The organism is Kitasatospora sp. CB01950 (genome assembly GCF_001905465.1).
Lineage (GTDB): Bacteria > Actinomycetota > Actinomycetes > Streptomycetales > Streptomycetaceae > Kitasatospora.
On the sequence record NZ_LISX01000019.1, the window covers coordinates 61,629 to 82,620 of the forward strand.

At 72.9% G+C, this 20,992-nt stretch carries 21 protein-coding genes; 2 read left to right on the forward strand and 19 right to left on the reverse strand.

The features are described from left to right. Positions 1-13: 13 nt before the first annotated feature. The 12 genes from fabG to AMK19_RS31565 all read right to left on the reverse strand — a co-directional run bounded on the left by fabG (position 14) and on the right by AMK19_RS31565 (position 14,301). Positions 14-769, reverse strand: coding sequence for a 3-oxoacyl-ACP reductase FabG (gene fabG, locus AMK19_RS31505; RefSeq protein ID WP_073818476.1), 756 nt, complete (start codon positions 767-769; stop codon positions 14-16). Next, the gene (gene sbnB / locus AMK19_RS31510) at positions 766-1,794 is read right to left on the reverse strand and encodes a 2,3-diaminopropionate biosynthesis protein SbnB (protein ID WP_073818478.1); all 1,029 of its coding nucleotides are present in this window, start codon (positions 1,792-1,794) and stop codon (positions 766-768) included. Before sbnB ends, fabG begins: the two co-directional genes overlap by 4 nt. Next, the gene (sbnA, locus tag AMK19_RS31515) at positions 1,791-2,846 is read right to left on the reverse strand and encodes a 2,3-diaminopropionate biosynthesis protein SbnA (protein ID WP_073818481.1); all 1,056 of its coding nucleotides are present in this window, start codon (positions 2,844-2,846) and stop codon (positions 1,791-1,793) included. The genes sbnB and sbnA overlap by 4 nt, the downstream gene beginning before the upstream one ends. Beyond that, positions 2,843-5,185 (reverse strand): lantibiotic dehydratase, encoded by a 2,343-nt coding sequence (locus AMK19_RS31520; protein ID WP_073818484.1) that lies wholly within the window; start codon positions 5,183-5,185, stop codon positions 2,843-2,845. The genes sbnA and AMK19_RS31520 overlap by 4 nt, the downstream gene beginning before the upstream one ends. After that, positions 5,182-6,387: an aminotransferase-like domain-containing protein gene (locus AMK19_RS31525; RefSeq protein ID WP_073818487.1), complete on the reverse strand. Its 1,206-nt coding sequence runs from the start codon at positions 6,385-6,387 to the stop codon at positions 5,182-5,184. Before AMK19_RS31525 ends, AMK19_RS31520 begins: the two co-directional genes overlap by 4 nt. A 14-nt stretch (positions 6,388-6,401) precedes the next feature. Next, positions 6,402-6,650 (reverse strand): acyl carrier protein, encoded by a 249-nt coding sequence (locus AMK19_RS31530; RefSeq protein WP_073818489.1) that lies wholly within the window; start codon positions 6,648-6,650, stop codon positions 6,402-6,404. Then, positions 6,631-8,214: a class I adenylate-forming enzyme family protein gene (locus AMK19_RS31535; RefSeq protein ID WP_073818493.1), complete on the reverse strand. Its 1,584-nt coding sequence runs from the start codon at positions 8,212-8,214 to the stop codon at positions 6,631-6,633. Before AMK19_RS31535 ends, AMK19_RS31530 begins: the two co-directional genes overlap by 20 nt. Beyond that, complete coding sequence (locus tag AMK19_RS31540) at positions 8,201-9,151, reverse strand: ACP S-malonyltransferase (protein WP_073818496.1); 951 nt, start codon at positions 9,149-9,151, stop codon at positions 8,201-8,203. The genes AMK19_RS31535 and AMK19_RS31540 overlap by 14 nt, the downstream gene beginning before the upstream one ends. Before the next feature lie 67 nt (positions 9,152-9,218). Next, the gene (locus AMK19_RS31545) at positions 9,219-10,013 is read right to left on the reverse strand and encodes an ABC transporter permease (RefSeq protein WP_073818498.1); all 795 of its coding nucleotides are present in this window, start codon (positions 10,011-10,013) and stop codon (positions 9,219-9,221) included. Then, positions 10,013-10,990, reverse strand: a complete 978-nt coding sequence (locus AMK19_RS31550) for an ABC transporter ATP-binding protein (protein WP_073818586.1) — start codon at positions 10,988-10,990, stop codon at positions 10,013-10,015. The genes AMK19_RS31545 and AMK19_RS31550 overlap by 1 nt, the downstream gene beginning before the upstream one ends. 613 nt (positions 10,991-11,603) lie before the next feature. Further along, positions 11,604-13,115, reverse strand: a complete 1,512-nt coding sequence (locus AMK19_RS31560; protein ID WP_241844680.1) for an LCP family protein — start codon at positions 13,113-13,115, stop codon at positions 11,604-11,606. Between the two features lie 274 nt (positions 13,116-13,389). Next, complete coding sequence (locus tag AMK19_RS31565) at positions 13,390-14,301, reverse strand: phosphorothioated DNA-binding restriction endonuclease (protein ID WP_073818503.1); 912 nt, start codon at positions 14,299-14,301, stop codon at positions 13,390-13,392. A 362-nt stretch (positions 14,302-14,663) separates the two neighbouring features. Between AMK19_RS31565 and AMK19_RS31570 the strand changes: the two genes are divergently transcribed. Beyond that, positions 14,664-15,398 carry a hypothetical protein gene (locus AMK19_RS31570; RefSeq protein WP_143200506.1) on the forward strand — a complete coding sequence of 245 codons (735 nt, stop codon included), beginning with the start codon at positions 14,664-14,666 and terminating at the stop codon, positions 15,396-15,398. A gap of 69 nt (positions 15,399-15,467) precedes the next feature. Here the strand turns inward: AMK19_RS31570 and AMK19_RS31575 are convergent, their stop codons facing one another. The 6 genes from AMK19_RS31575 to AMK19_RS31600 all read right to left on the reverse strand — a co-directional run bounded on the left by AMK19_RS31575 (position 15,468) and on the right by AMK19_RS31600 (position 19,950). Continuing rightward, a complete protein-coding gene (locus AMK19_RS31575; protein ID WP_143200507.1) occupies positions 15,468-15,851 on the reverse strand; it encodes a DUF2511 domain-containing protein in 384 nt (127 codons plus the stop codon). Further along, the gene (locus tag AMK19_RS31580; RefSeq protein WP_073818509.1) at positions 15,851-16,735 is read right to left on the reverse strand and encodes an ABC transporter ATP-binding protein; all 885 of its coding nucleotides are present in this window, start codon (positions 16,733-16,735) and stop codon (positions 15,851-15,853) included. The genes AMK19_RS31575 and AMK19_RS31580 overlap by 1 nt, the downstream gene beginning before the upstream one ends. A gap of 46 nt (positions 16,736-16,781) precedes the next feature. Further along, complete coding sequence (locus AMK19_RS31585) at positions 16,782-17,630, reverse strand: hypothetical protein (RefSeq protein WP_073818512.1); 849 nt, start codon at positions 17,628-17,630, stop codon at positions 16,782-16,784. Then, the gene (locus AMK19_RS31590) at positions 17,627-18,277 is read right to left on the reverse strand and encodes a hypothetical protein (protein WP_143200508.1); all 651 of its coding nucleotides are present in this window, start codon (positions 18,275-18,277) and stop codon (positions 17,627-17,629) included. The genes AMK19_RS31585 and AMK19_RS31590 overlap by 4 nt, the downstream gene beginning before the upstream one ends. A 135-nt stretch (positions 18,278-18,412) precedes the next feature. Next, positions 18,413-19,405 carry a hypothetical protein gene (locus AMK19_RS31595; protein ID WP_073818517.1) on the reverse strand — a complete coding sequence of 331 codons (993 nt, stop codon included), beginning with the start codon at positions 19,403-19,405 and terminating at the stop codon, positions 18,413-18,415. After that, a complete protein-coding gene (locus tag AMK19_RS31600; protein WP_241844681.1) occupies positions 19,402-19,950 on the reverse strand; it encodes an RNA polymerase sigma factor in 549 nt (182 codons plus the stop codon). The genes AMK19_RS31595 and AMK19_RS31600 overlap by 4 nt, the downstream gene beginning before the upstream one ends. A gap of 139 nt (positions 19,951-20,089) precedes the next feature. Here AMK19_RS31600 and AMK19_RS31605 point away from each other — a divergent pair, with 139 nt between their 5' ends. Continuing rightward, positions 20,090-20,551, forward strand: coding sequence for a hypothetical protein (locus AMK19_RS31605; RefSeq protein ID WP_073818520.1), 462 nt, complete (start codon positions 20,090-20,092; stop codon positions 20,549-20,551). Positions 20,552-20,690: 139 nt separating this feature from the next. Here AMK19_RS31605 and AMK19_RS31610 read toward each other — a convergent pair whose 3' ends face one another. After that, the gene (locus AMK19_RS31610; RefSeq protein WP_073818523.1) at positions 20,691-20,972 is read right to left on the reverse strand and encodes a hypothetical protein; all 282 of its coding nucleotides are present in this window, start codon (positions 20,970-20,972) and stop codon (positions 20,691-20,693) included. Positions 20,973-20,992: the final 20 nt, after the last annotated feature.

Consider the following 20,992-nt stretch of genomic DNA (forward strand, 5'->3'; position numbering starts at 1 on the left):
TCGATGCGAGGGGTCAGCTGTAGAGCATCCCGCCGTCGACGGTGAGCACCTTGGCGGTGATGTACGAGGCCGCCGGGCTGGCCAGGAAGACCGCCGCCTGCGCGACCTCCTCCGGGGTGCCCATCCGTCCCAGCGGGATCGCCGCCGCGGCCTCCTTCAGCTGGGCGCGGGGCACCTTCTTCACCATGTCGGTGTCGATGAAGCCCGGGGCGACCACGTTGACCCGGATGCCCTTGGGGGCGCCCTCGTAGGCCAGGGTCTTCGCCATCGCGATCACCCCGCCCTTGGAGGCGGCGTAGTTGGCCTGGCCGACCCGGCCGGCGATGCCCGAGGTGGAGGCGATGAAGACGATCGACCCGCCGCTCGCGTACATCTGCTTGGTGGCCTCACGGGCGGTCAGGAAGGCGCCCGTCAGGTTGGTGGAGATCACCTCCTGCCACTTGGCGGCGCTCATCGCCGCGAAGTGGCCGTCGGCGGTGATGCCCGAGTTGAGGACCGCGACGTCCACGCCGCCCCAGGCGGTGCGGATCTCCTTGTACATCGCGGTGACCTGCGCCTCGTCGGACACGTCGGCCTGCACCAGCAGCGCCTTGCGGCCGAGGCCCTCGATCTTCTCCGCCAGCTGCTCGGCCTTGCCGGCGCTGGAGCGGTAGTTGAGCGCGACGTCGCAGCCGTGCTCGGCCAGGTGCAGCGCGATCGCCGCGCCGATGCCCCGGGAGGCCCCGGTGACGACGGCCCTGGTGCCTTCGGTGAACAGCTGCTGACTCATGCCGCGCTCCCGGCGAGGTTGGAGGTGACCTTGTGGCTGCCCGGGTCGAAGCCGTCGACCTCGGTGCCCAGCCCGCGCTTCTCGGCGAGGTTCAGCACCGCCTCGGCGACCGCCAGGTCGAGCACGCCCAGGCCGAACGGGGCGAACACCACGGTGCGGGCGGCGGGCAGTTCGGCGGTGCCGTCGAGCAGCGCGCCGATCTCGGCGGTGACGAAGCGGCGGTGGCCGGCCTGCTGTTCGGCCTTGTGCAGCGAGGTCTGCTCGCGGATCGCGTGGTCCGCGTCGTCGGTGACGTTGACGGCGCCCAGCACCGAGGAGACCGACAGGTCGCGCAGCGACAGGTGCAGGATCACCTGCCCGTCCGGGCGGCTCGGGTAGTCCGCCAGGTCCAGCCAGTACGAGGAGTCGGTGGTGGCGATCGACACGGTGTCGGCGGTCAGCGCCTGGCCCAGCGTCACGGCCTTGAACTCGACGTCCGGGTACTCGGCGGCGAGCTCCGCGGCGAACACCTTGGCCCGCTCCGGGAAGGCGTCCTGGAGCAGCACGGTCTCCAGGCCCTCGTGCACCTGGGTGAGGAAGTGCACCACCTGGTTGTTGATGGTGCCGCAGCCGACCAGGCCGACGGTGCGGACCTCGCGTCCGGCGTTCAGCAGCCCGGAGGCGAGCGCCGCGCCGGCCGCGGTGCGGACCGCGGAGATCTGGCTGCCCTCCATCAGGGCGAGCGGGTAGCCGCACTCCAGGTCGTTCAGGATGCACAGCGAACTGGCGCGCTGCATACCGCGGTTGACGTTCTCCGGGAAGGACGAGATCCACTTCAGGCCCATCACCGGGGCCGGTCCGCCGAGGTAGGCGGGCAGCGCGATGATCCGCGACTCGGAGCGGTGCAGCGGGCGCAGGAAGGTGGAGAACGGGAGGTCGGACTTGCCCTGGCTGTGCAGGACGTAGGCGTTGCGCACCAGGTCGATGACGGTGGAGTCGAGGTCCGCGAGCGCGGTCCGGACGTCCTCCCGGCCGAGGATTCTCATGACTGGCTCTCTTCGTGGTCGGCCTGCGGCAGGTACTGCCGGAGGTAGGACTCGACCCACTGGTCGTCGTAGATGGTGTCGAGGTAGCGGTCGCCGCCGTCCGGGAGCACGGCGACGCAGGTGGCGCCCGGCTCGATCCAGTCGGTGGACTGCTGGAGGGCGGCGATCACCGCGCCGGACGAGCCGCCGGCCAGCACGGATTCCTCGGCCAGCAGGCTGCGGCAGCCCCGGATGCACTCCGAGTCGGTCACCTTGACCACCCGGTCCGCGAGGCCCGGGCGCAGCAGGGCGGGGACGACCGCCGCGCCGTGGCCGGGGATGGTGCGCCGGTGCGAGGACTCCCAGGGCTCCGGCGGGCCGAAGATCACGCTGCCCACGGCGTCCACGGCGACCACCCGGGTGGGCAGTCCCTGGTCCTGGATGAACTCGGCGCAGCCGCGCAGGGTGCCGGTGGTGCCGGCCGCCAGGAACAGGTAGTCGGGGGCGGCGGGGAGGGCCTCCACGATCTCCCGCATGGTGGTGTGGTGAGCCCGCGAGTTGTCCTCGTTGGCGTACTGGTTGGGCCACCAGGCGTCGGGGACGGTGGCCAGCAGGTGCCTGACCCGGCCGATCCGGGCGGGCAGGTACTCGCCGGTGGCGGGGTCGCGGTGTTCGACCACCTCCACCCGGGCGCCGTAGGCCCGCATGATGGCGAGGTTCTGCGGGGTGGTGCGCGGGTCGACCACGATGATCAGGCCGAGCCGGTAGAAGTTGCAGAGCTGGGCGAGCGCGATGCCCAGGTTCCCGGAGGAGGACTCCACCACGGTGGAGACCCCGGGCACGATCCGTCCGGTGGCGATGGCCTGCTCGACCATCGACTTGGCGGCGCGGTCCTTGATGGAGCCGCCGGGGTTGAACCGCTCGCACTTGGCGAAGACCTGGAAGCGGCTCGGCGGGAAGAGTCGGTCCAGCGCCACCAGCGGCGTGCCGCCGATCGTGGCGACGATGTCGGGGTCCGACGGACGGTGCGGGCGGACCCGCAGCCCGGCGCCGTCGGGGACGAGCACGGTCATTCCGGCACCTTTCGGCTGATCTGGAGCCGAAGCTCACTGACGTACTGCTCGCCGTCGGCGTCGGGCAGCCAGGACTCCTCGGGGGCCGGCAGCGGTTCGCTGACGGTCACCCTGGCGTCGGGGTCCGACTGCACCGCCCGGCGGACGAGGTTGGCGAAGGAGAGCACCAGCGTCGGGCTGGTGAAGTCGACCAGGGAGGGCTTCGTCTCCTCGGGGAACTTGACGAAGGCCCGGTCGGGCAGCGCGTTGTCGGTGACCCAGCGGCGCACCGTCAGGTAGTCGCGGCTCCGGTCGGCCTTGGGCGCGAGGGCCACGCCGGTGGCGGGCAGCCGCCAGGTCTCGCGGAACAGCACCAGGTCGTCGAGGGTGACCCGGGGGGCGTGCGGGCGGTCCAGGCCGATCTTGAACGCGTCGCAGGCGATGATCGAGATCAGCACCGCGAGCAGTTCGGAGAGGGTCCGGGTGCGGCCGTCGGAGGTGGTCGCGGTGAGCGTGCCGTCGGTCTCGGTGAGGGTGACGGCGACGGCGGGCTCGATCCGGTCCCGCTGGTCGAACGGGGCGCGGGTGAAGCCGATCAGCCGGTCGCCCGCGCCGATCGGGGCGGGCACCATGCGGCCGCTGTTGCGCTTCCAGCCGACCGGCAGCAGCGGCACCAGCCGCTCGCCGCCGATCGCCCGGTTGACCTTGTCGCGCAGCGAGCCGGCGTCGGCCGTCCAGTCCAGGAACGGCAGGTCGAGGGTGGCCAGGCAGGCGTGCAACTCGCCGAGCACGACCAGGTGTCGACCACTGTTGACGGCGTCCACCGAGCGGGCGACGACCTGCAGGTCGGGGCTGTGCACGGCGAGGTGCGGGGAGCGCACCGGGCCGGTGGCGAACACCTCCCGGGTCTTCGCGGCGATCTTCTCGACGCTCAGGTCGATCCGGGTGGCGCCCTCGGGCACCTCGCCGATGACCTCGCGCCACTTCAGCGCGAGCTCCCGGACGGCCTGCTGCACGGGGTGGTTGTGCTCGCCCCAGAACAGCGCCAGGGTCTGCGGCCAGACGTCGGCGAGGGTGACGGCGGTGCCGGGGCGCTGCCGGGCGGCGGCCTTGCGGACCAGCTCGACCACCTCGGCCTCGACCAGTTCGGCGAGCCGGTTCCCGAACCAGTCGGCGGCGTCGGCGACCAGGGCGAGCGGACGGGCGATGCCGTCCAGGAAGTCCCGGCCGAGCTCCATCCGGCAGTCCCGCAGGGTGTCCTGGTAGACCAGGGTGCGGCCGGCGTAGGCCTTGCCCTCCTCGCGGGAGGCGGCCTGGCCGGTGGTCTCCACGAAGTACGCGTCCAGCGCGTCCAGCGCCTCGACCAGCTGCTCGGCGGTCTCCGCCCGGTCGATCTCGCCCTTGTGGCGGGCGAGTTCGGCGAGCACCGCGTCGTAGCGGACGAACAGTTCGGGGTCGCCGATCGCCGAGACGCGGCGGCGCAGCACCTCCTCGGCGCGGACGTCGACCGGGATGTTGGCGTCCCAGCCGAGCACCCGCTGCCGGAGCAGCCGGTTCAGCGCCTTGTCGACGGCCGTGCGGGCGGTGGCGGCGTCCCAGCCGTGGTCGGCGATCAGCAGGTCGGTGATCTGCTCGGCGTTGCGGTCGCCGTCGGCGAGCCGCAGCACCTGCCCCTCCTCGGGGCGGAGCCGGACGGTCTTGCGGTTGGAGAGCACCAGCTGCTCGCCGTCCAGGTGGACGTCGGGGCGCAGCATCGGCGGGAACCACCAGCGGGCGCCGGGCTGTTCGGCCATCCAGTCGGCGATCGCGGCGACCGTCCAGCGTTCCAGCGAGGTGCGCGCGGCGGCGACCAGGGCGGGGCCGTGCTCGATGCCGATGGCCTGCTCGGTGCGGCCGACGCCGATCCACGCGCCGGGGCCGAAGAAGCCGATGGTCTCGGCCTTGGCGCAGTAGCGCAGCCAGTACATGGCGAGGGTGCGTTCGCGCTGGCGGCGCTTGGTCTCCTTGCCGCCGGGGGCGGCGAGCGAGTCGAGGATGCGGAAGACGGTGCGGTTCTGCCAGGCGATCGCCAGCCGGAGCTTGGGGTCGGTGGCGAGGGCGGCGAGGCGGGCGGCCTCGGCGTCGACGTCGGCGCGGTAGGCGGTGTCGAACTCCTCGGCGGTGGCCTCGCCGGCGGCGAGCCGGGCGGCGGCGGCCGGGGCGAAGGCGCCGCCGATCAGGTCGAGGCCGGAGACCGGGAAGCCGGCGTTGCGGAGCAGTCCGACGCCCCAGACCTGCCAGTCGGAGCCGGCCAGCGGGTGGAGCGGGGCGAAGTCCGCCCAGTCCACGGCGCGGGCGGCCTCGACGGCGGGGGCGGTCATCCCGACACCTCCGCCAACTGTCGTGCCCCGGCGGGGGTTTCGGCCAGTACGGCGGCGAGCCGGGCGATGCCTTCGGTGATCTTCTTGCGGGGCACGTTGCTGAAGCACAGCCGGATGCCGTCGTTGTGCTCGCCGTCGATGGAGAAGTGTCCGCCGGGGACGAAGGAGATGCCGTGGGCGGCGGCGGCCTGCGCGTAGCGGGTGGCGTCGACGCCGTCGCGGTGGCGCAGCCAGAGGTAGAAGCCGCCGCCGGGGCGCTGCCAGGTCCACGGGCTGTCGGCGCCGAGCTCGGCGTCCAGCGCGTCGGCCATCAGGGTGCAGCGCTCGCGGTAGCTCTCCCGGTAGCGGTCGATCAGCTCGGTCCAGCCGTTGCGGGAGTAGTAGGCGGCCAGGGTGCCCTGGGCGAGGGCGGACGGCGAGAGCGAGATGATCTCGGCGACCCGGGCGAGGTCGTGGCGCAGGTGCTCGGGGGCGGCGATCCAGCCGGAGCGCAGGCCGGGGGCGAAGATCTTGGAGAAGGTGCCGAGGTAGACCACCTGTTGCGGGTCGAGGGCCTGGAACAGCGTGGTGGTGGTGCCGTCGAAGCCGAGCAGGCCGTACGGGTTGTCCTCGATCAGCAGCAGGTCGAGCTCGCGGCAGGCGGTGAGGATCTCGGCGCGGCGCGGGACGGAGAGGGTGGCGCCGGTCGGGTTCTGGAAGGTCGGGTTGACGTACAGCAGGCGGACGGTGCCGCCGGCTTCGCGCAACTCCCGGACAGTGGTGCGCAGTTGCTGCGGGCAGAGGCCTTCGGAGTCCTCCGCCGCGGCGTGCAGTTCGAGGCCGGCGGTGCGGAAGGCGGCGGTGGCGCCGGGGTAGGCGGGGGTCTGCACCAGGATGGTGTCGCCGGGGGTGCCGAGGGCGAGGGCGACGGCGGTGAGGCCCATCTGGGAGCCGCTGGTCGGGATCAGGTTGTCGGCGCCCGCATGGCCGTCCTCACGGGCCATCAGGTCGGCGACGGCGGGCACGAGGGCCTTGGCGACGTGCGGGGTGGTGTACTGCAGGGCGAGCTTGCCGCCGAGGCGGACGAGCCGGGCGAGCTGCTGGGAGATGTCTCCCAGCGGGAGGACGTCCAGGTCGGGCAGTCCGCCCGCCAGGGAGATGACGTCCCCGCCCTTCTCGAACAGCCGGGGCATTTCGGCCGCGGGTCTGGTGTCGGTCCACATGGTTCGGCGGTCCCTCAGACTCGGGCCGGGGCGGCGTCGGCGGCCCAGGTCTGCACGTAGCGGAAGAGTCCGGCCGGGGAGGCCAGCGCCGGATCGGCGAGGGCATCGGGGTCGACCTCGATGCCGAACTCCTCCTCGACGGCCATCACCAGGGCGATGGTGTGCAGCGAGTCGACGCCCAGGTCCACGAGCGGGGTCTCGGAGTCGGTGACCTGCACGGAGCAGATCCGCTCGACGAGCTGATCAAACTGCGACTGGTTCATGGCTGCCCCTCGGGGATGCGGTGACGGTCTGGTGGATTCGGTGGTGCTCGGCCGCGACGGCGGCTGCGGTGGCGGCGGCCGTCTCCGCGGCTGCGGCGGCCTCGGCTGCGGCGGCCTCGACCAGGCGCTTGGCGGCGGCCCGGTCCGGCTTGCCGTTGGCGGTCAGTGGGACGGTGTCCAGCGGGACGACCCGGTCGGGCATCCGGCTGGGGTCGAGCCGGCCGACCAGCGCGGCCCGGACCTGCTCCGGCGGGAGGGCGCCGTGCACGGCCAGCAGCAGCGGCCCGCCCTCCTCCTCGGGGCGCAGTGCGACGGCGGCGGTGACGCCGGGGAGGCGTTCGGCGGCGTCCTCGATCTCGGTGAGGGCGATCCGCATGCCGCGGCGCTTGATCACGTCGTCGTCGCGGCCGACGAAGTAGAGCCGGCCGTCCTCGTCGACCCAGCCGCGGTCGCCGGTGTGGAGCTCCAGCGAGCCGTCCGGGCGGCGGATGAAACGGTTCTGCGCTTCGAGCGGGATCCGCCAGTAGCCGGCCATCACGGTCGGTCCCCAGACCACGATCTCGCCGGTCTCGCGGGGGCCGAGCCCGGTGCCGTCGGCGGCCACGATCCGGACCCGGTCGCCGGGGATCGGCGGGCCGACCGAGTCGGGGTGCTCGGCGTACTCGTCCGGATCGAGGATGGAGATCCGCTTGCACTCGGTCATGCCGTACATCGAGGCGAACTCGGAGCCGGGGAAGACCTCCAGCAGCTCGGCCATCACGGCCCGGCCGGGGCGGGCGCCGGTGTTGGTGAACAGCCGCACCTTGGTGGGCCGGCGCAGCTTGGACTGCAGCAGGTGGAGCATCTGGGCCAGCGAGGGCACCAGCGGGACGACGGTGACGCCGGTGCGTTCGACCAGCCGGAGCAGGCCGACGTCCTCGCTGCGGCGGGCCAGCACCAGGGTGCCGCCGACCAGGGCGGACAGCAGGGCCTGGTAGAGGCCGTAGTCGAAGGAGAGCGGGAGCCGGCACAGCACCACGTCGTCCTGGCGGTAGCCGAGGCAGGCGTTGATCGCGTCGAGGGCGGCGAGCATCTGGCGGTGCGGGCAGACCACGCCCTTGGGGCGGCCGGTGGTGCCGGAGGTGTAGATCAGCATCGCGACCGCGTCCTCGTCGATGTCGGCGCGGTGGCCGTCCTCGACGGAGGCGAGCACCTGCTGCCAGGCCTCCTCGACCTCGACGGTGCGGGCGGCGCGGCGGCCGGCCTCGGGGCGGCAGACGGCCAGCGCGGCCTCGGAGTCGGCGACGATGTGGTCGATCTGCTGGTCGGTCAGCTCCGGGTGGACGGGGACGAAGATCGCCCCGATCCGCAGGGTGGCCCAGAACAGGGCCAGGAAGGAGCGGTCGTTGCCGCCGACGTACACCACCCGCTCGCCGGCGGTGAGGCCCTGGCCGCGCAGCCAGCCGACCGCGCGGTCCACGTCGCCGCCCAGCTCGCGGTAGGTCAGGGTGCCGTCGGCGTCGATCACGGCGGGGTGGTCGGCCCGCTCCAGGAGCGGGTATTCGAGCAGGTCAGACACCGGCATGGACGGCCACTCCCTCGCTGAGCTCGGCGGCGGCGAGCCGCTCCTGGGCCCGGGCGATGTCCCGGGCGGTGTTGACGGACAGCACGTCCAGCCCGGGGTGCCGGCGCTTGAGCAGGTTGGCGAGGGTCTTGGCGGGCGGCAGCGAGACCGTCACCTCCGGTGCGAGTTCGCCCAGCCGGTCCAGGCAGAGGTCCCAGCGGACCGGGCTGACCACCTGGTGGACCAGGCGGCGGCGGATCTCCGCCGGGTCCTCGACCGGTGCGCCGTCCGCGTTGGACAGCAGCAGCCGGTTCGGCGGGGCGAACGGCACCGCTTCGGCGGCAGCGGCGAAGGTCTGCCGGGCCGACTCCATGAACGGGGTGTGGAAGGCGCCGGCCACGCTGAGCGGCTTGACGGTGGCCCCGGCGGGCGGGGCGGCGACGAGCTCCGCGAGGGACTCTTCGAGACCGGCCGCGACGATCTGGCCGGGGCCGTTGAAGGTCGCTGCGGTCAGGTCCAACTCGGCGATACGGAGCAGGACTTCGTCCTGTTCTCCGCCGACCACGGCTGCCATCGAGGTGGGCGCCTCGGCGCAGGCCGCGGCCATCGCCCGGCCGCGGATCGCGGCCAGTCGGACCGCGTCGGCGGGCTCCAGCACCCCGGCGTACACCGCGGCGGTGAGTTCGCCGACCGAGTGGCCGGCCGCCACCGCCGCGCCCGGCCGGACGGTGCCGGCCAGAGCGTGGTGGGCGAGCAGTCCGGCGGCGACCAGCAGCGGCTGGGTGTGCTCGGTGCGGGCGATCTCGGCGGCCGGGGCCTTGGTGCCGAGGTGGACCAGGTCCAGGTCGGCGGCCTCCGACCAGGCCCGCACCCGCTCGGCGGTGGCCGGGTCGCGCAGCCAGGCGGCCAGCATGCCCGGGGTCTGGGAGCCCTGACCCGGCGCAATGAATGCGAACATTTGTTCGAACCTCCTTTCGAGTGGGGCCTGCGCCGGGCGCGGGAACGCCCGGCGTTGTGCGGCGTGCCTACGGGCGGCCGGTGGACTTGCGGAAGCGGCGGATCGCCAGGAACGAGAAGCCGGCGAACCAGGCCAGCAGGTTGAACACCGCGCCGGCCACGCTGGAGTGCTCCCCGTGGAACGAGAAGCCGTCGTTCAGCGGGTACCGGGCCAGCGTCGCCACCCCGTACATCGGGGTGTAGCGGGAGACCTCCAGCATCACGCCGCTGAGCGGGATGAACAGGTTGCCCAGGAAGGCGAGCGCGGTCATGGTCAGGCCCGGCATGTGCATCACCACGTCGGGCTTCATCGCCAGGCCCATGCCGATGCCGAGCGCGGCGAACACCGCGGCGCCGATCCAGGCCACCAGCAGCGAGATCACCCACACACCGGCGTCGGCGTGAGCGCCCGTCAGCGCACCCAGCGCTCCCACGATGGCGACCGGCACGCCGGCCATCAGCACCGAGCAGAGCACCTTGACCAGCAGGTAGCCGGGCGGGGTGAGCGGACTCATCGCGATGGTCCGCATCCAGCCGACGGACTTCTCCACCGAGATGGTGGCGGCCGAGCTGACCGCCGCGGTGGCCGCGCCGTACACCGCCTGGCCGATCATCATCCAGGCGGCGAAGTTGCCGTGCGGCAGGTCGGCCCCGCCGGACGGGGCGGTGCGGAACAGCGCCAGGTACAGCACCGCGGGGAGCAGCACCGTGAAGATCGCGGTCTGCCGGTTGAACCGGCGGCGCAGCTCGTGGCGGACGAAGGTCGCGTTCACCCCGTTGAACATCGAGGTGCGGGCGGCGGGGGGCGCCGTGACGGCGGCCATCAGACGGTCTCCTTCTGGGCGTTGGCGGCGCTGTCGGCGCGGCCGGCGTTCTCGGTGATGGCCATGAAGGCCTCCTCCAGGCTGCGCGGCGCCACCTCGATGTCCCGCGCCTGCGTCTCGGCGACCAGCACCCGCAGCAGCGCGTCCGAGTCGGTGCAGGTGAAGTAGGTGCGCTCACCGCGGACGGCGCTGGAGCGCACGCCCGGCGTCCGGGAGACCACGCCGGCCTCGTACGGGCTGAGCACCGCCGAGACGGTGCGGCCGCTGGTCGCCGCGCGGATCGAGGAGGCCGAGCCGTCGGCCACCACCGCACCCTTGTTGATCAGGACCACCCGGTCGGCGAACTGGTCCGCCTCCTCCATGTAGTGGGTGGCGAACATGACCGTCATGCCGCGCGCCGCGTCCTCCCGGACGGCCGCCCAGAAGTCCCGCCGCGCCACCACGTCCATGCCGGCGGTCGGCTCGTCCAGCACCAGGAAGTCCGGCTTGGACAGCAGCGCCAGCGCGAAACGCAGCCGCTGCTGCTCACCGCCCGAACAGGCCGCCACCCGGCGGGCCCGCAGCTCGGTGATGTTCGCCCGCGCCATGCACCGCTCCGGGTCGGCGCCCGGGTGCAGCGAGGCCAGCATGTGCACGGTCGCCTCGACCGTCAGGTCCGGCAGCAGACCGCCGGACTGCAGCACCGCCGCCACCCGCCCGGCCCGCACCGCCTCCTCGGGGCTCACCCCGAACAGCCGCACCTCGCCCTCGTCCGGCCGGGTCAGCCCCAGCAGCATGTCGATCGAGGTGGTCTTGCCCGCGCCGTTCGGCCCGAGGAACGCCACCACCTCGCCCCGCCGAATCCGCAGATCCAGCCCGTTGACGGCGGTGAACACCTCGCCCTTGGCGTTGGTGAACCGCTTGACCACGCTGGACAGTTCCGCCGCCAGGGGGGACGCCGTCCCCCTCGACGCCGTACGGTTCTGGTAATCGATCATCATCCGAGTCCTCACGATTCGGCGGAGGTTCGCCTCTTGTGAGCACTACTCTCCCGGCCTCCCCTATCCCCCCGAACCGGGCCGCCTATCGGCCCCCTATCTGCCCCACCCGTCCCACCGATACTGCCCCGCCCACGCCGAGAGGCGGCCCCGCGGGACACCCCGCGGAACCGCCTCCGGTCGGTCAGGAAGGCAGCTGATCGGCTCTGTCGACGATCGCGAACGTCCGCACCGCACTGTTGGACTTCACCCTGCCCTCGGTCTCCGACCCGGCCTCTCCGACGACGCGTTCACCGAGGAAGGCGTGGGTGTTCCGGTCCAGGATGAGCTGGACGGTCCCCACCCCGGGGACGAGCGCGCCCACCGCCTCGCCGCTGCGGCCGAGCGCGTCGGTGACACCTCGGCGGGCACCCTCACCGCCGTCCCGTTCGAGCCGCCACCGCCTGCGCGCAGGCCGGGCCGCTCGCCCTGCTGCTCGACGCCCCGCTGTTCCGGCCGCTCGTCGCGGATCTGCGGGCACCGGGCGAGCGCCTGCCGCACACGGTGGCGCTCGCCGCTCCGGTGGCGCTGCGGGCGCGGGCGTCGCGCCACCGGAGTCGTGCTTGACGCCTCGTCAGGGTGCGGAGACCGGGATCTCCGGGCTGCGGTCGAACGCCTTGATCGGGGTCATGCCGCCGTAGCGGGGCAGGCTCACGGTGTTCTCGTGGCTGACCTGCACGCAGGTGTCGTCCTTGTCGGCGGTGGTGGCCTCGGCGCCCTTGAGCGCGGCGGCCGGGTCGGCGGGGGCGGCCGGGCCGCCGGCCGGGAAGCTGGTGCCTTCCTTCCAGTCGGCGCCGATCAGCAGCTCGATCGAACTGCCGCTGCCCGCCTCGACGGCGCCTGCGGGCAGTCCGAGCGCGGCGGCCACCTGCTGGGCGTCGCCCTCCTTGCCGGCCGGGTAGCGGACGGTGGTGTGCTCGGCCGGGGTGCTCTTGCCGGTGGTGGTCTCGCGGGAGAACCCGGCGCCCTTCAGCACGTCGACGAGGGCGGTGGCCCGGCCCTCGGCGCCGCTGCCGTTCTTCACCACGACGGCGATGTTCCTGCGGGGCGTGCCGTTGGCGGGCGGGGACGGCGGCTGGCTCGCGGGATCGGCGGGCGGCGGCAAGGAGGGAGCGCTGTTCGCGCCGTTCTGGTCGCCGCTGAGCGACTGGTCGTTCTTGATCGTCGCGAACAGCTTGGCCGCGTCGGGGCCGGCCACCAGCCGGTTGTCGTCCCGCGGGTCGGCGCCGGTCTGCATGGTGGTGAAGGTGACCCGGGACGGCGGCACCTTGTTCAGGTCGTCGGCCAGGCCGGCCAGCTTGGTGATCCCGTCCAGGCCGGGATCGACGGTGAGCGCCTTGGTGGCGGCGTCGGCCAGCGACAGCACCTTGCTCGGGTCGGTGAGCGTCCCGGCGCTCTTCAGCTGGCGGATCATCGACCCGAGGAAGGCATGCTGGGCGCTCGCCCGGCCGAGGTCGCCGCCGTCGCCGAAGCCGTGCCGGGTGCGGACGAACTGCAGCGCCGCCATGCCCTTCAGGGTGTGCTTGCCCTGGCTCAACTTGAGGTGCGAGTACGGGTCGTAGACGTTGTCGCTGACGCACACCGGGACGCCGCCCACCGCGTCCGACATCTTGATCACGCCGACGAAGTCGACCTTGACGAAGTGGTCGATCGGGATGTCGGTGAGCTTGTGCACGGCGGCCACCGTGCAGCCGGGGCCGTACGCCAGGGTGGAGTTGATCTGGCCGCGGCCGCCCTTGGACTTGTTGTTGTTCTCGTCCTTGCAGACCGGAAGGTCGGTCATCAGGTCGCGCGGGATGCTCATCACGGTGGCGTTGGAGCGGTCCGCCGAGATGTGCATCAGCAGTTGGACGTCGGCGTTGGCGCCGGGGCCGCAGTCGCCGCCGATCGCGCAGTCCTCCGGGTTGTCGCGCGAGTCCGAGCCGATCACCAGCACGTTGATCGGGGTGCGTCCGAACGCGTCCGGCACCTCGTGCCCCGCGTCGCCGCTCTCGCCCGCGAACAGCGGCGCGGACTTGATGTTGCCGTTGTACCGCATGTACAGGTACCCGCCCGTGCCGACGGTCAGCACCACCAGCCCCGCCACGCTCCAGGCGACGATCCTCAGCCCCCGGTGCCGCCGGCCCCGCTCCTTCCGCGCCGCCCGCCGGCCCCCGTCCTGCCCCCTGCCCCCCGAGCGTTGCCGGGGCACCTTCCCCTCGCCCTCGCCCGCCACCGGCTCGACGGTCCCGGACTGTCCGCGTATCACAACACACCCCCGCCGCCCGGCCCTTCCGAGCTTTTCTCCCCTAATAGATGCACAAGAGCCCTCAGATGTTGCACGCGGGGGGTGCAATGACCCGACAGCGCACCCCTGTTGCTCACCCCACCAGGCGCTCCGACACCCGCGCCGCGCCGTGGAACACCTGCCGCACGTGCCACTCCCGGTGCCGCCCGGCCACCCGCGCGGCCCCCGCCTGCGGCCCGATGACCACCCTCCCCACCAGCCCGAGCACATGCTGCCGGCTCGCCTCACTGCGGCCGACAAACCGCTGCGAGACCAGGATCCGGTGATCGTCACCGAGCCCGAGGACGCCCTTGTCGAACAGCTTGTGGTGCAACGAACACAGGCACAGGCCGTTGTCGACCTCGTCCGGCCCGTCGTGCGACCACCAGCGCACGTGCGCGGCCTCCAGCCCGACCGAGGTGGAGCCGAGCATCCCGTCGTAGCCGCAGAACGCGCACTGGAACTCGTAGGCCGTGAGGATCAGTTCGCGCATCCGCCGATCACGCTGCCGCCGGGCCGCCGCACCGGCCCCGCCGACCGTCCCGGTCTCGGCCCCCTCCAGATCGAGCCCGACGGCCTCGCACAGCTCCTGGTGCAGCGACGGCGGGAAGTGCGTGTCCAGCAGCACCCTCACCAAGCGCCCCAACAGCGAAGGCTCCCGCCGCAGCGCCGCCCTCAGCCCGGGCGCGAGCCGCCCGGCGGCCCCGCTGGACCGAAGGACCCCGATGCCGGCGCCCGGGCTGCCCTCTCCCCGGTCGGTCCGGACCTCCCAGACGCCGTCGTTGACCAGGTGGTGGAACGGATAGGCCGGCGTGGTCGGGTTCGAGGGCCCGTACTCGACCAGCAGCCGTTTCAGCTCCTCCTCGACCACGCTGTACCGGAGTTCGCCGTCGGCGTCCCGCTGGTAGCTCCCCAGCGCGTACAGCAGCAGCAACGGCTTGTGCGGAGCCCGGGAGCCGTTGTTCGCCCACCGTCTCAGCTTCACCACGCGTTCGAGCCAATCCATGGCCGCCAGGGTAGTTCCGGATGCCGTCACCGATGCGGGAGCAGGGGCAGGCAGGGGCAGGCGGAATTGCGGGGTGCCATTTGTACACAGATGTACACAGGATCCCCACGCCGGAGCCACCGCACCCGCGAGGGGGCGGATGAAATTCGGACATTACCGAGGGAAGTCAATATCTATTGACCTCTGCATGACAGGAACATAGGATCACCGACTAGTTTCGGGCAGAAAAGGACCATCACGAACTGGGGGAATGACTGCCGACTGTCGGCACATCCGCCACTCCGCCCGACCCTCGCGGAGCCCGGCGTTCTTGCGGGTTCTCCGCCGACGCGGCGCGCTGCCCTCCAGAGGACGGAGTACGCATGCGCAAGATGGCCCAGTGCAGCGAGGCCCCGCGAGTGAGGAACATCCAGGCAGGGCGTGAAATCGACCGATCCGATCAACCTCAAGATCAATTCGTGTACGACTGTCCGGGTTTTGTCGTGCATGAGCAGCTACGCCGGACAACCGCTCCGTACGCCCGCCTGGTGGCGGATTTCCCGGTTCGGTGGGTTTATGCGGCGGATGTCGGGGCGGCATTGTCCATCGGCGGCAAGGTCGCCGTCGTTCCGGCGTTGAACGACCTGCAGATCGATCAGTTGCGGGAGCTGGTCGAGGCCCATCCGCTGGTGACCCATCTCGGGGTGGTCGCGGACCTGGTCGGCCAGGGGACGCAGCGCGCGATCCAGGCCGGCGCGGCCTCGGTGCTGAATGTCCTGATCCCTCCCCAGGAGTACCGGGCGGTGCTGCGGGCGATGGCCGATCGCCTCGCCCGCCCCACCGCCGACTCCGACCAGGTGCCGGCCCTGACCGGCTGGTCCGCGCCCGCGGCCGCCGTGCCGGCCCCGGCCGCCGCGGGCGGCGGCGAGGACGCTGCACTGTTCCGTCTGCTCTGCGGCCCGCTGCCGATCGCCCGGATCGCCGACGAGTTGTTCTGCTCCGAGCGTTCGCTGTACCGCAGAGTCCGCAGACTGTACGTGGCGCACGGCGTGTCCGGCCGTCAGGAGCTGCGCGCGGTCTCCGCCCGACACCGGACGCCCGGCCCGCTCGCCTCCTGACGGCGGGGTGCCCGGCGGCGGGCCCGCGCGGCGCCCGGTGCCCGCCGCCTCACCCCGACGTCGGTTGCCTCACCCCGACTTCGGGTCGCACAGCCGCAGCGCCTGGCTGCGGACCGCGCCCAGGCTGACGTCGTCGTCGTGCACCGGCCCGACGTCGCCGAAGCCGTCGTTCTTGGCCTGGTCGTTGAGCGCGTACTCCTTGCCGTCGGGCGCGATGAACAGCACGTCCTTGCCGTTGCGGCACTCCAGGGTGCCCTTGTCGACCTTGAACGGCCACAGGTGGACGAAGTTCTCCTCGGCGACGTCCTGCCGACTGCCGGTGGGCGTCGGCAGCGGGACGGCGGTCTTGCCGGACTTGGGGTCGCCGCCCACGGCCCCGCACCCGGTCAGCACGGCGATCGGGAACAGCAGGGCGGCGACGGCCGTCACGGTGCGACGAGTGGCGTTCTTCATCAGGCCACCCCCTGGGCGGAGCGCCCGCGGCGCATCAGCGCGACGTAGCCGTCCTCCAGCGTGGGTTCCACCGGCACCGCGCCGGCCGGCGGGACTTCGGTGACCACCCGGTAGACCGTTCCGCCGGGCGTGGCCTGGGCGTTGACCACCGCGTGGTCGCCGACCGGCGGCGGTCCGGCGGTCGTCACGGTGTAGGTGTAGCCGTGCGCGGCCGCCACCACGCCCTCGGTGGAGCCGTGGTAGACGAGCCGTCCCTTGGTCAGCACCGCGACCTCGGGGCAGGTCTGGGCGACGTCGTCGAGGATGTGGGTGGAGAGGATCACCGTGCGGTCGCCGCCGAGTCCGGCCAGCAGGGCCCGGAACCGCATCCGCTCCTCGGGGTCGAGGCCCGCGGTGGGCTCGTCCACGATGATCAGCCCGGGGTCGCCGAGCAGGGCCTGGGCGATGCCGAGGCGGCGCTTCATGCCGCCCGAGTAGCCGCCGACCCGGCGGCCGGCCGCCTCGGTGAGCGCGACCCGTTCCAGCAGTTCGGAGATCTGCGCGCGGCGCGCGGACTTGCTGTCGATGCCCTTCAACAGGGCGATGTAGTCGAGGAATTCGCGGGCCGTGAGGTCCGGGTACATGTCGATTTCCTGCGGCAGGTAGCCGAGCGTCCGCTTGACGGCGGTGCGTCCGGCGGTGGTGCCGAGGTCGTGGCCGCCGACCACGACGCGGCCGGAGGTGGCCTGCACGGTGCCGGTGAGGATCCGCATCAGCGTGGTCTTGCCCGCGCCGTTGGCACCGAGCAGGCCGACCATCCCGCCGCGCAGTTCGAGGTCCAGGTGGTCCAGGGCGCGGAACGAGCCCTTGAACTCCTTGGTCAGGCCTTGGAGGGAGATTTCCATCAGAGGTGGCTCCTGGAAGAGGACGGTCGTGAGCAGGTGCGGGCGGTCATCGACGGATCCGCTGGGTGGCGCGGGCGATCCCGAACAGGACGGCCGTGAGCAGCAGCACGACCACGAGGTTGGCGAGCGCCGAGGCGGCGCTCGGGTGCGGGCTGATCGCCTCCGGGTGGCCGTGGCCGGCCCAGATCCGGGTGGATCCCATCCAGCCGGTCGAGACGTAGTCGCCGAGCGGCGAGAGCAGGGTGCCGGTCGGGGACGGGGTCGGCACCACGTTGCTGCTGAACGCCGTCATCCAGAACCAGATCAGCGCGGAGAGCACCCGGGCCACCGGCAGCGGCACCCACAGCGCGGCGGTGGAGGCGAAGGTCGAGAGCAGCAGCGCGCCCGGGACGATGACCGTCAGGAACGCCACCACCGCCCAGCCCAGCGCGGCCGGCGAGCCGTCGGCCACCGTGAAGTAGCCGCCGACCACGACCATCAGCAGCGCGACCGGCGCCAGCGCGGCGGCCAGCGAGCCGACCAGGGTGCCGGCCATCCGCCCGGCGGTGCTCGCCGGGGTGGACTCCAGCAGCTCGGTCAGGCCCATCCCGCGGATCCGCACGAAGCGGTCGGCCAGCGCCACGCCCAGGCCCACGGTGGTGATCAGGTTGATCACCACGGCCCAGCCGCCGACCTTGGCCGCGGCCGAGTCCTCGGCCCCGATCCGCGGCGAGGTGGCCAGCACGACGGTCGCGATCGCCAGCAGCGGCAGGACGGCGAACCACAGCACCTTGGCCCGGGTCGCCATCCGGAACTCGTAGGCCGCGGTGACGGCCACCGCGGTGGTGACCGTCCCGCCCCTGCGGCTGCGGGCGGTACGGCGGTGGGCTGCGTCGAAGGCGGTGCGCGTGGTCACTGTGCGGCCCCGGGAGCGATTCGGGCGAGCTGGCGCTCGCTGTCGGAGAGCCGGCGCGTCCCGAGGTAGGCCAGGACGGCGCCGAGCGCGGTCAGCAGGAGCTTGTTCGCCAGCCAGGCGGTCACGTAGGTGTCGAACAGCATCACCTGGAACAGCCAGGCGGCGATCACCACGGTGGAGGCGGCGGACGTGGACCGCAGCACCGCCTGGGCGAACAGCGCCGCGCCGATCAGGAAGAACGCCGGGCCCATCGGCACCAGCAGCGCGACCGGCCCCCACGCCGGGTTGGCCCACTGCCCGGCCAGCGCCAGCCAGACGATCACCACCGTGGCCGAGGCGATCACCAGCGCGGTGACCATGGTGATCCGGCGGCGGACCACCGTCGGGTACTGGGTGGGCAGCGCCAGCAGGACCTCGATCAGCCGGTCCCGGGCGGCGGCGGTGGCCGCGGCGAGCCCGGCGGCCACCGGGAAGACATTGGCCAGCAGCCGGACCATTCCGATCCCGGTGCTCCTGGCGTCGGCGTGGTCCCCGCCCCCGACCGCGACGGAGACCGCCAGCACTCCGATCGCGGCCGCCAATGGCAGTGCCAGGGCCGCGAGCCCGCAACGGCGGGCTTCGTGCATCCAGAGCTTTCGTTCCGTCATGCCCAGTACGTAGCGGGCGGCGACGGATCGGTTCACGGGTCGTCAGAAGTTTTTTTCCGCCCGCCGCCGAGGCCGGCCCTCGAACTCCGCGGCAGCCCACGGGCGTTGCGGCGTTCGACGACAGGCGCGGCGGCCTCAGCCCTCGCGCACCGACCGGCCCGGGAGCGCGACCAGGCGGACCGCGCAGCCGACCAGCAGCAGGCCGGCCGCGACCGTCAGCGGCCCGGTGGTCCACAGGTCGATCAGCAGGGAGCCGAGGCCGACCGGGCGGCGGCCGGTGTGCGGGAGCGTGACGAAGGTGCCGGTCAGCCAGAGCCCGCCGCCGGCGGTGAGGCCGAGCCAGGGCGCCTTCCAGACCGCCACCACCATGGCGAGCCCGGCGGAGAGCAGTGCGGGGCCCAGCCAGCCGGCGATCACCTCCCCGACGGCCGGCCCGCCCAGCAGGCCGGACGCCACCGAGACCAGCAGCCCGCCGACCAGGTCCGCGGCCAGCACCAGCGTCACCCGGGCCAGGAAGACCGTGACCGGGGGCACCGGCAGGGCCTGCAGCAGTTCCTTGCGGGGGTCGCGCCGGCTCGACACCACCCCCAGCGACCCGAGCAGCACCACCAGACTGATCGCGGCGGCGCCGAGCCGGTCCGCGTACCCGGGCGGGCTGAGCAGCGCGACGGCCCCGGCGAGCAGCAGCCCGACGAACGTGATCGGACCCAACGAGCGTGGCAGCATGCCGACTTGACGCACCGTCAGCTGCCGGGCGATCCGCCACACCCGGCTGCGACTCCAGACCGTCCCGGCCACCGGACGGGGGACCGCAGCGGCCACCGGTGCACACACCGGCTCCGCCACCGGTCGACGCACGGGCTCTGCCGCCGCTCGACGCACCGGCTCTGCCGCCGCCGCCCGCGCCGGCAGCCGCCCGCCGAGCAGTGCGTCGAAGGACGGCGGGGCTGTCGCCTCCCGGGTCAGCAGCAGGTCCGCGTCGGCCGCGGCCTCGGCGAGCCGCGTCCAGGACGCCGCCTGCTCCTGGCAGGGTTCGCAGCCCGCCAGGTGGAGCCTGGCGGTCGGGCCGGTCCCGGCGCCGGACAGCCGGACGAACTGCTCCTCGGTCAGATGGTCGGTCCGGTTCACGGGCGCACCCGCTCGTCCGACAGCGCGCGGGCCAGTGCCGCTCGCGCATGTGCCATTCTGCTCTTCACCGTTCCCACCGGAATGTCGAGTGCCGCCGCCACGTCTCGGTACGGTAGTTCGTCGACCAGCGCGAGGATGACCACCTCCCGGTGGTGCTCGGGCAGCGCCGCGATGGCCGCCGCGATCCGCTCGCGGGAGGCCCGGGCGAGCACCTGTTCCGCGATGTCGACGCAGGGGTCCGCCACGTCCCGGGCCTCGTCGATCTCCACCGTCACCGCCTCCACCCGCCGCAACCGGTTGTGCGCCTGCCGGCGCGCGACCCCGAGCAGCCAGCCGACCGCCGAGGAGTCGCCGCGGAAGCTGCCTGCCGACTGCCAGACGGCGAGCCAGGCCTCCTGGAGGATCTCCTCGGCACTCGACCGGGTCGGTGCCAGCCGTCCGAGCAGGCGGAACATCGCCGCGGCGTGACGCTCGTACAGCTGCCGCAGCGCGCCCTCGTCACCGCGGGCCACCTCGGCCAACAGCATCTCGTCGGTCAACACCATGAGGTACGTAGCAGCCTTTCGCCGTGCGGTTCACCACCGCCCGGAACGCGTTCGCCCCGGTCGCCTGCCGTGGTCGGGAGCGTACCGGCAGTGACGCCGGACCGTACTGCCGGAGCTGCCAGATCGGCGGCAGTCCCTTGTGCGGATCTCCCCGCTGCCGGAACGGCACGTCCGGCGTGACCATCGGACGGTTCGCCGACCTGCTCGACGGGCACGTCGCACGCACCGTGGCCGAACGCTGCGCCGCGCTGGAGCCGCTGGTGCCGGGGGCACTCCCGGTCAACCTCGCCCATCAGCCGCGCAGGCCGCCCAACTCGCCGAGATCCTCCCGATCCTGGCCTGCAGCGCCCTCCGCAGCTACGACCTCCCGCTGGCCGCCGCCCTGCTGGCCGCCTGCGCCCCCCTCACGCCCCGCTCCACCGCCGTCGACCGGGCCCTCGCCTCCCTGCTCGCCCAACAGCAGCCCGACGGCTCCTTCGGCGCCTACGCCCGCGAAGCCTCCCGCCTCCCGGCCGGCACCGACCCGACGACCGCCGTCCACGTCCCGGTCACCGCCGCCTGCGCCCGCGCCCTCACCGCCCTCACCGCCCTCACCGTCTGACGGGCCGGGCGCGGAAACGCAGCAGCACCCCGACCGGACACCCGGTTCGGGATGCTGTGCTGCCGCCGCCCGCGCCGCCCGCCGCAAGGCGGTCGGCGGGTCCCCCGTGCGCGGGCGGCGGCGGTCCGTGGGACCGCGATCAGCAGCGGTACTCAACCACCCAGGAGTACTGGTAGACGTTCGCGCGGTTGTAGAAGTCGACGGTGTAGACGCCGTCCCGGAAGCCGTTGCCGGTCACGTACGTGTAGTTCAGGTGCTGGATGTACGTCCCCTCGTAGGCCGAGTTCGAGGCCACCGACGGGCAGCCCTGGCCGTTCAGGCTGTTGGCGCCGCTGCCGGCTGCCGAGGCCGTGCCGGTGAAGCCGAGGAGCAGTACCCCGCCGACCGCGGTCGCTGCGGCGGCCTTGAAGATCGTGCGCATCGTTGCTGTGCCTTTCGGTT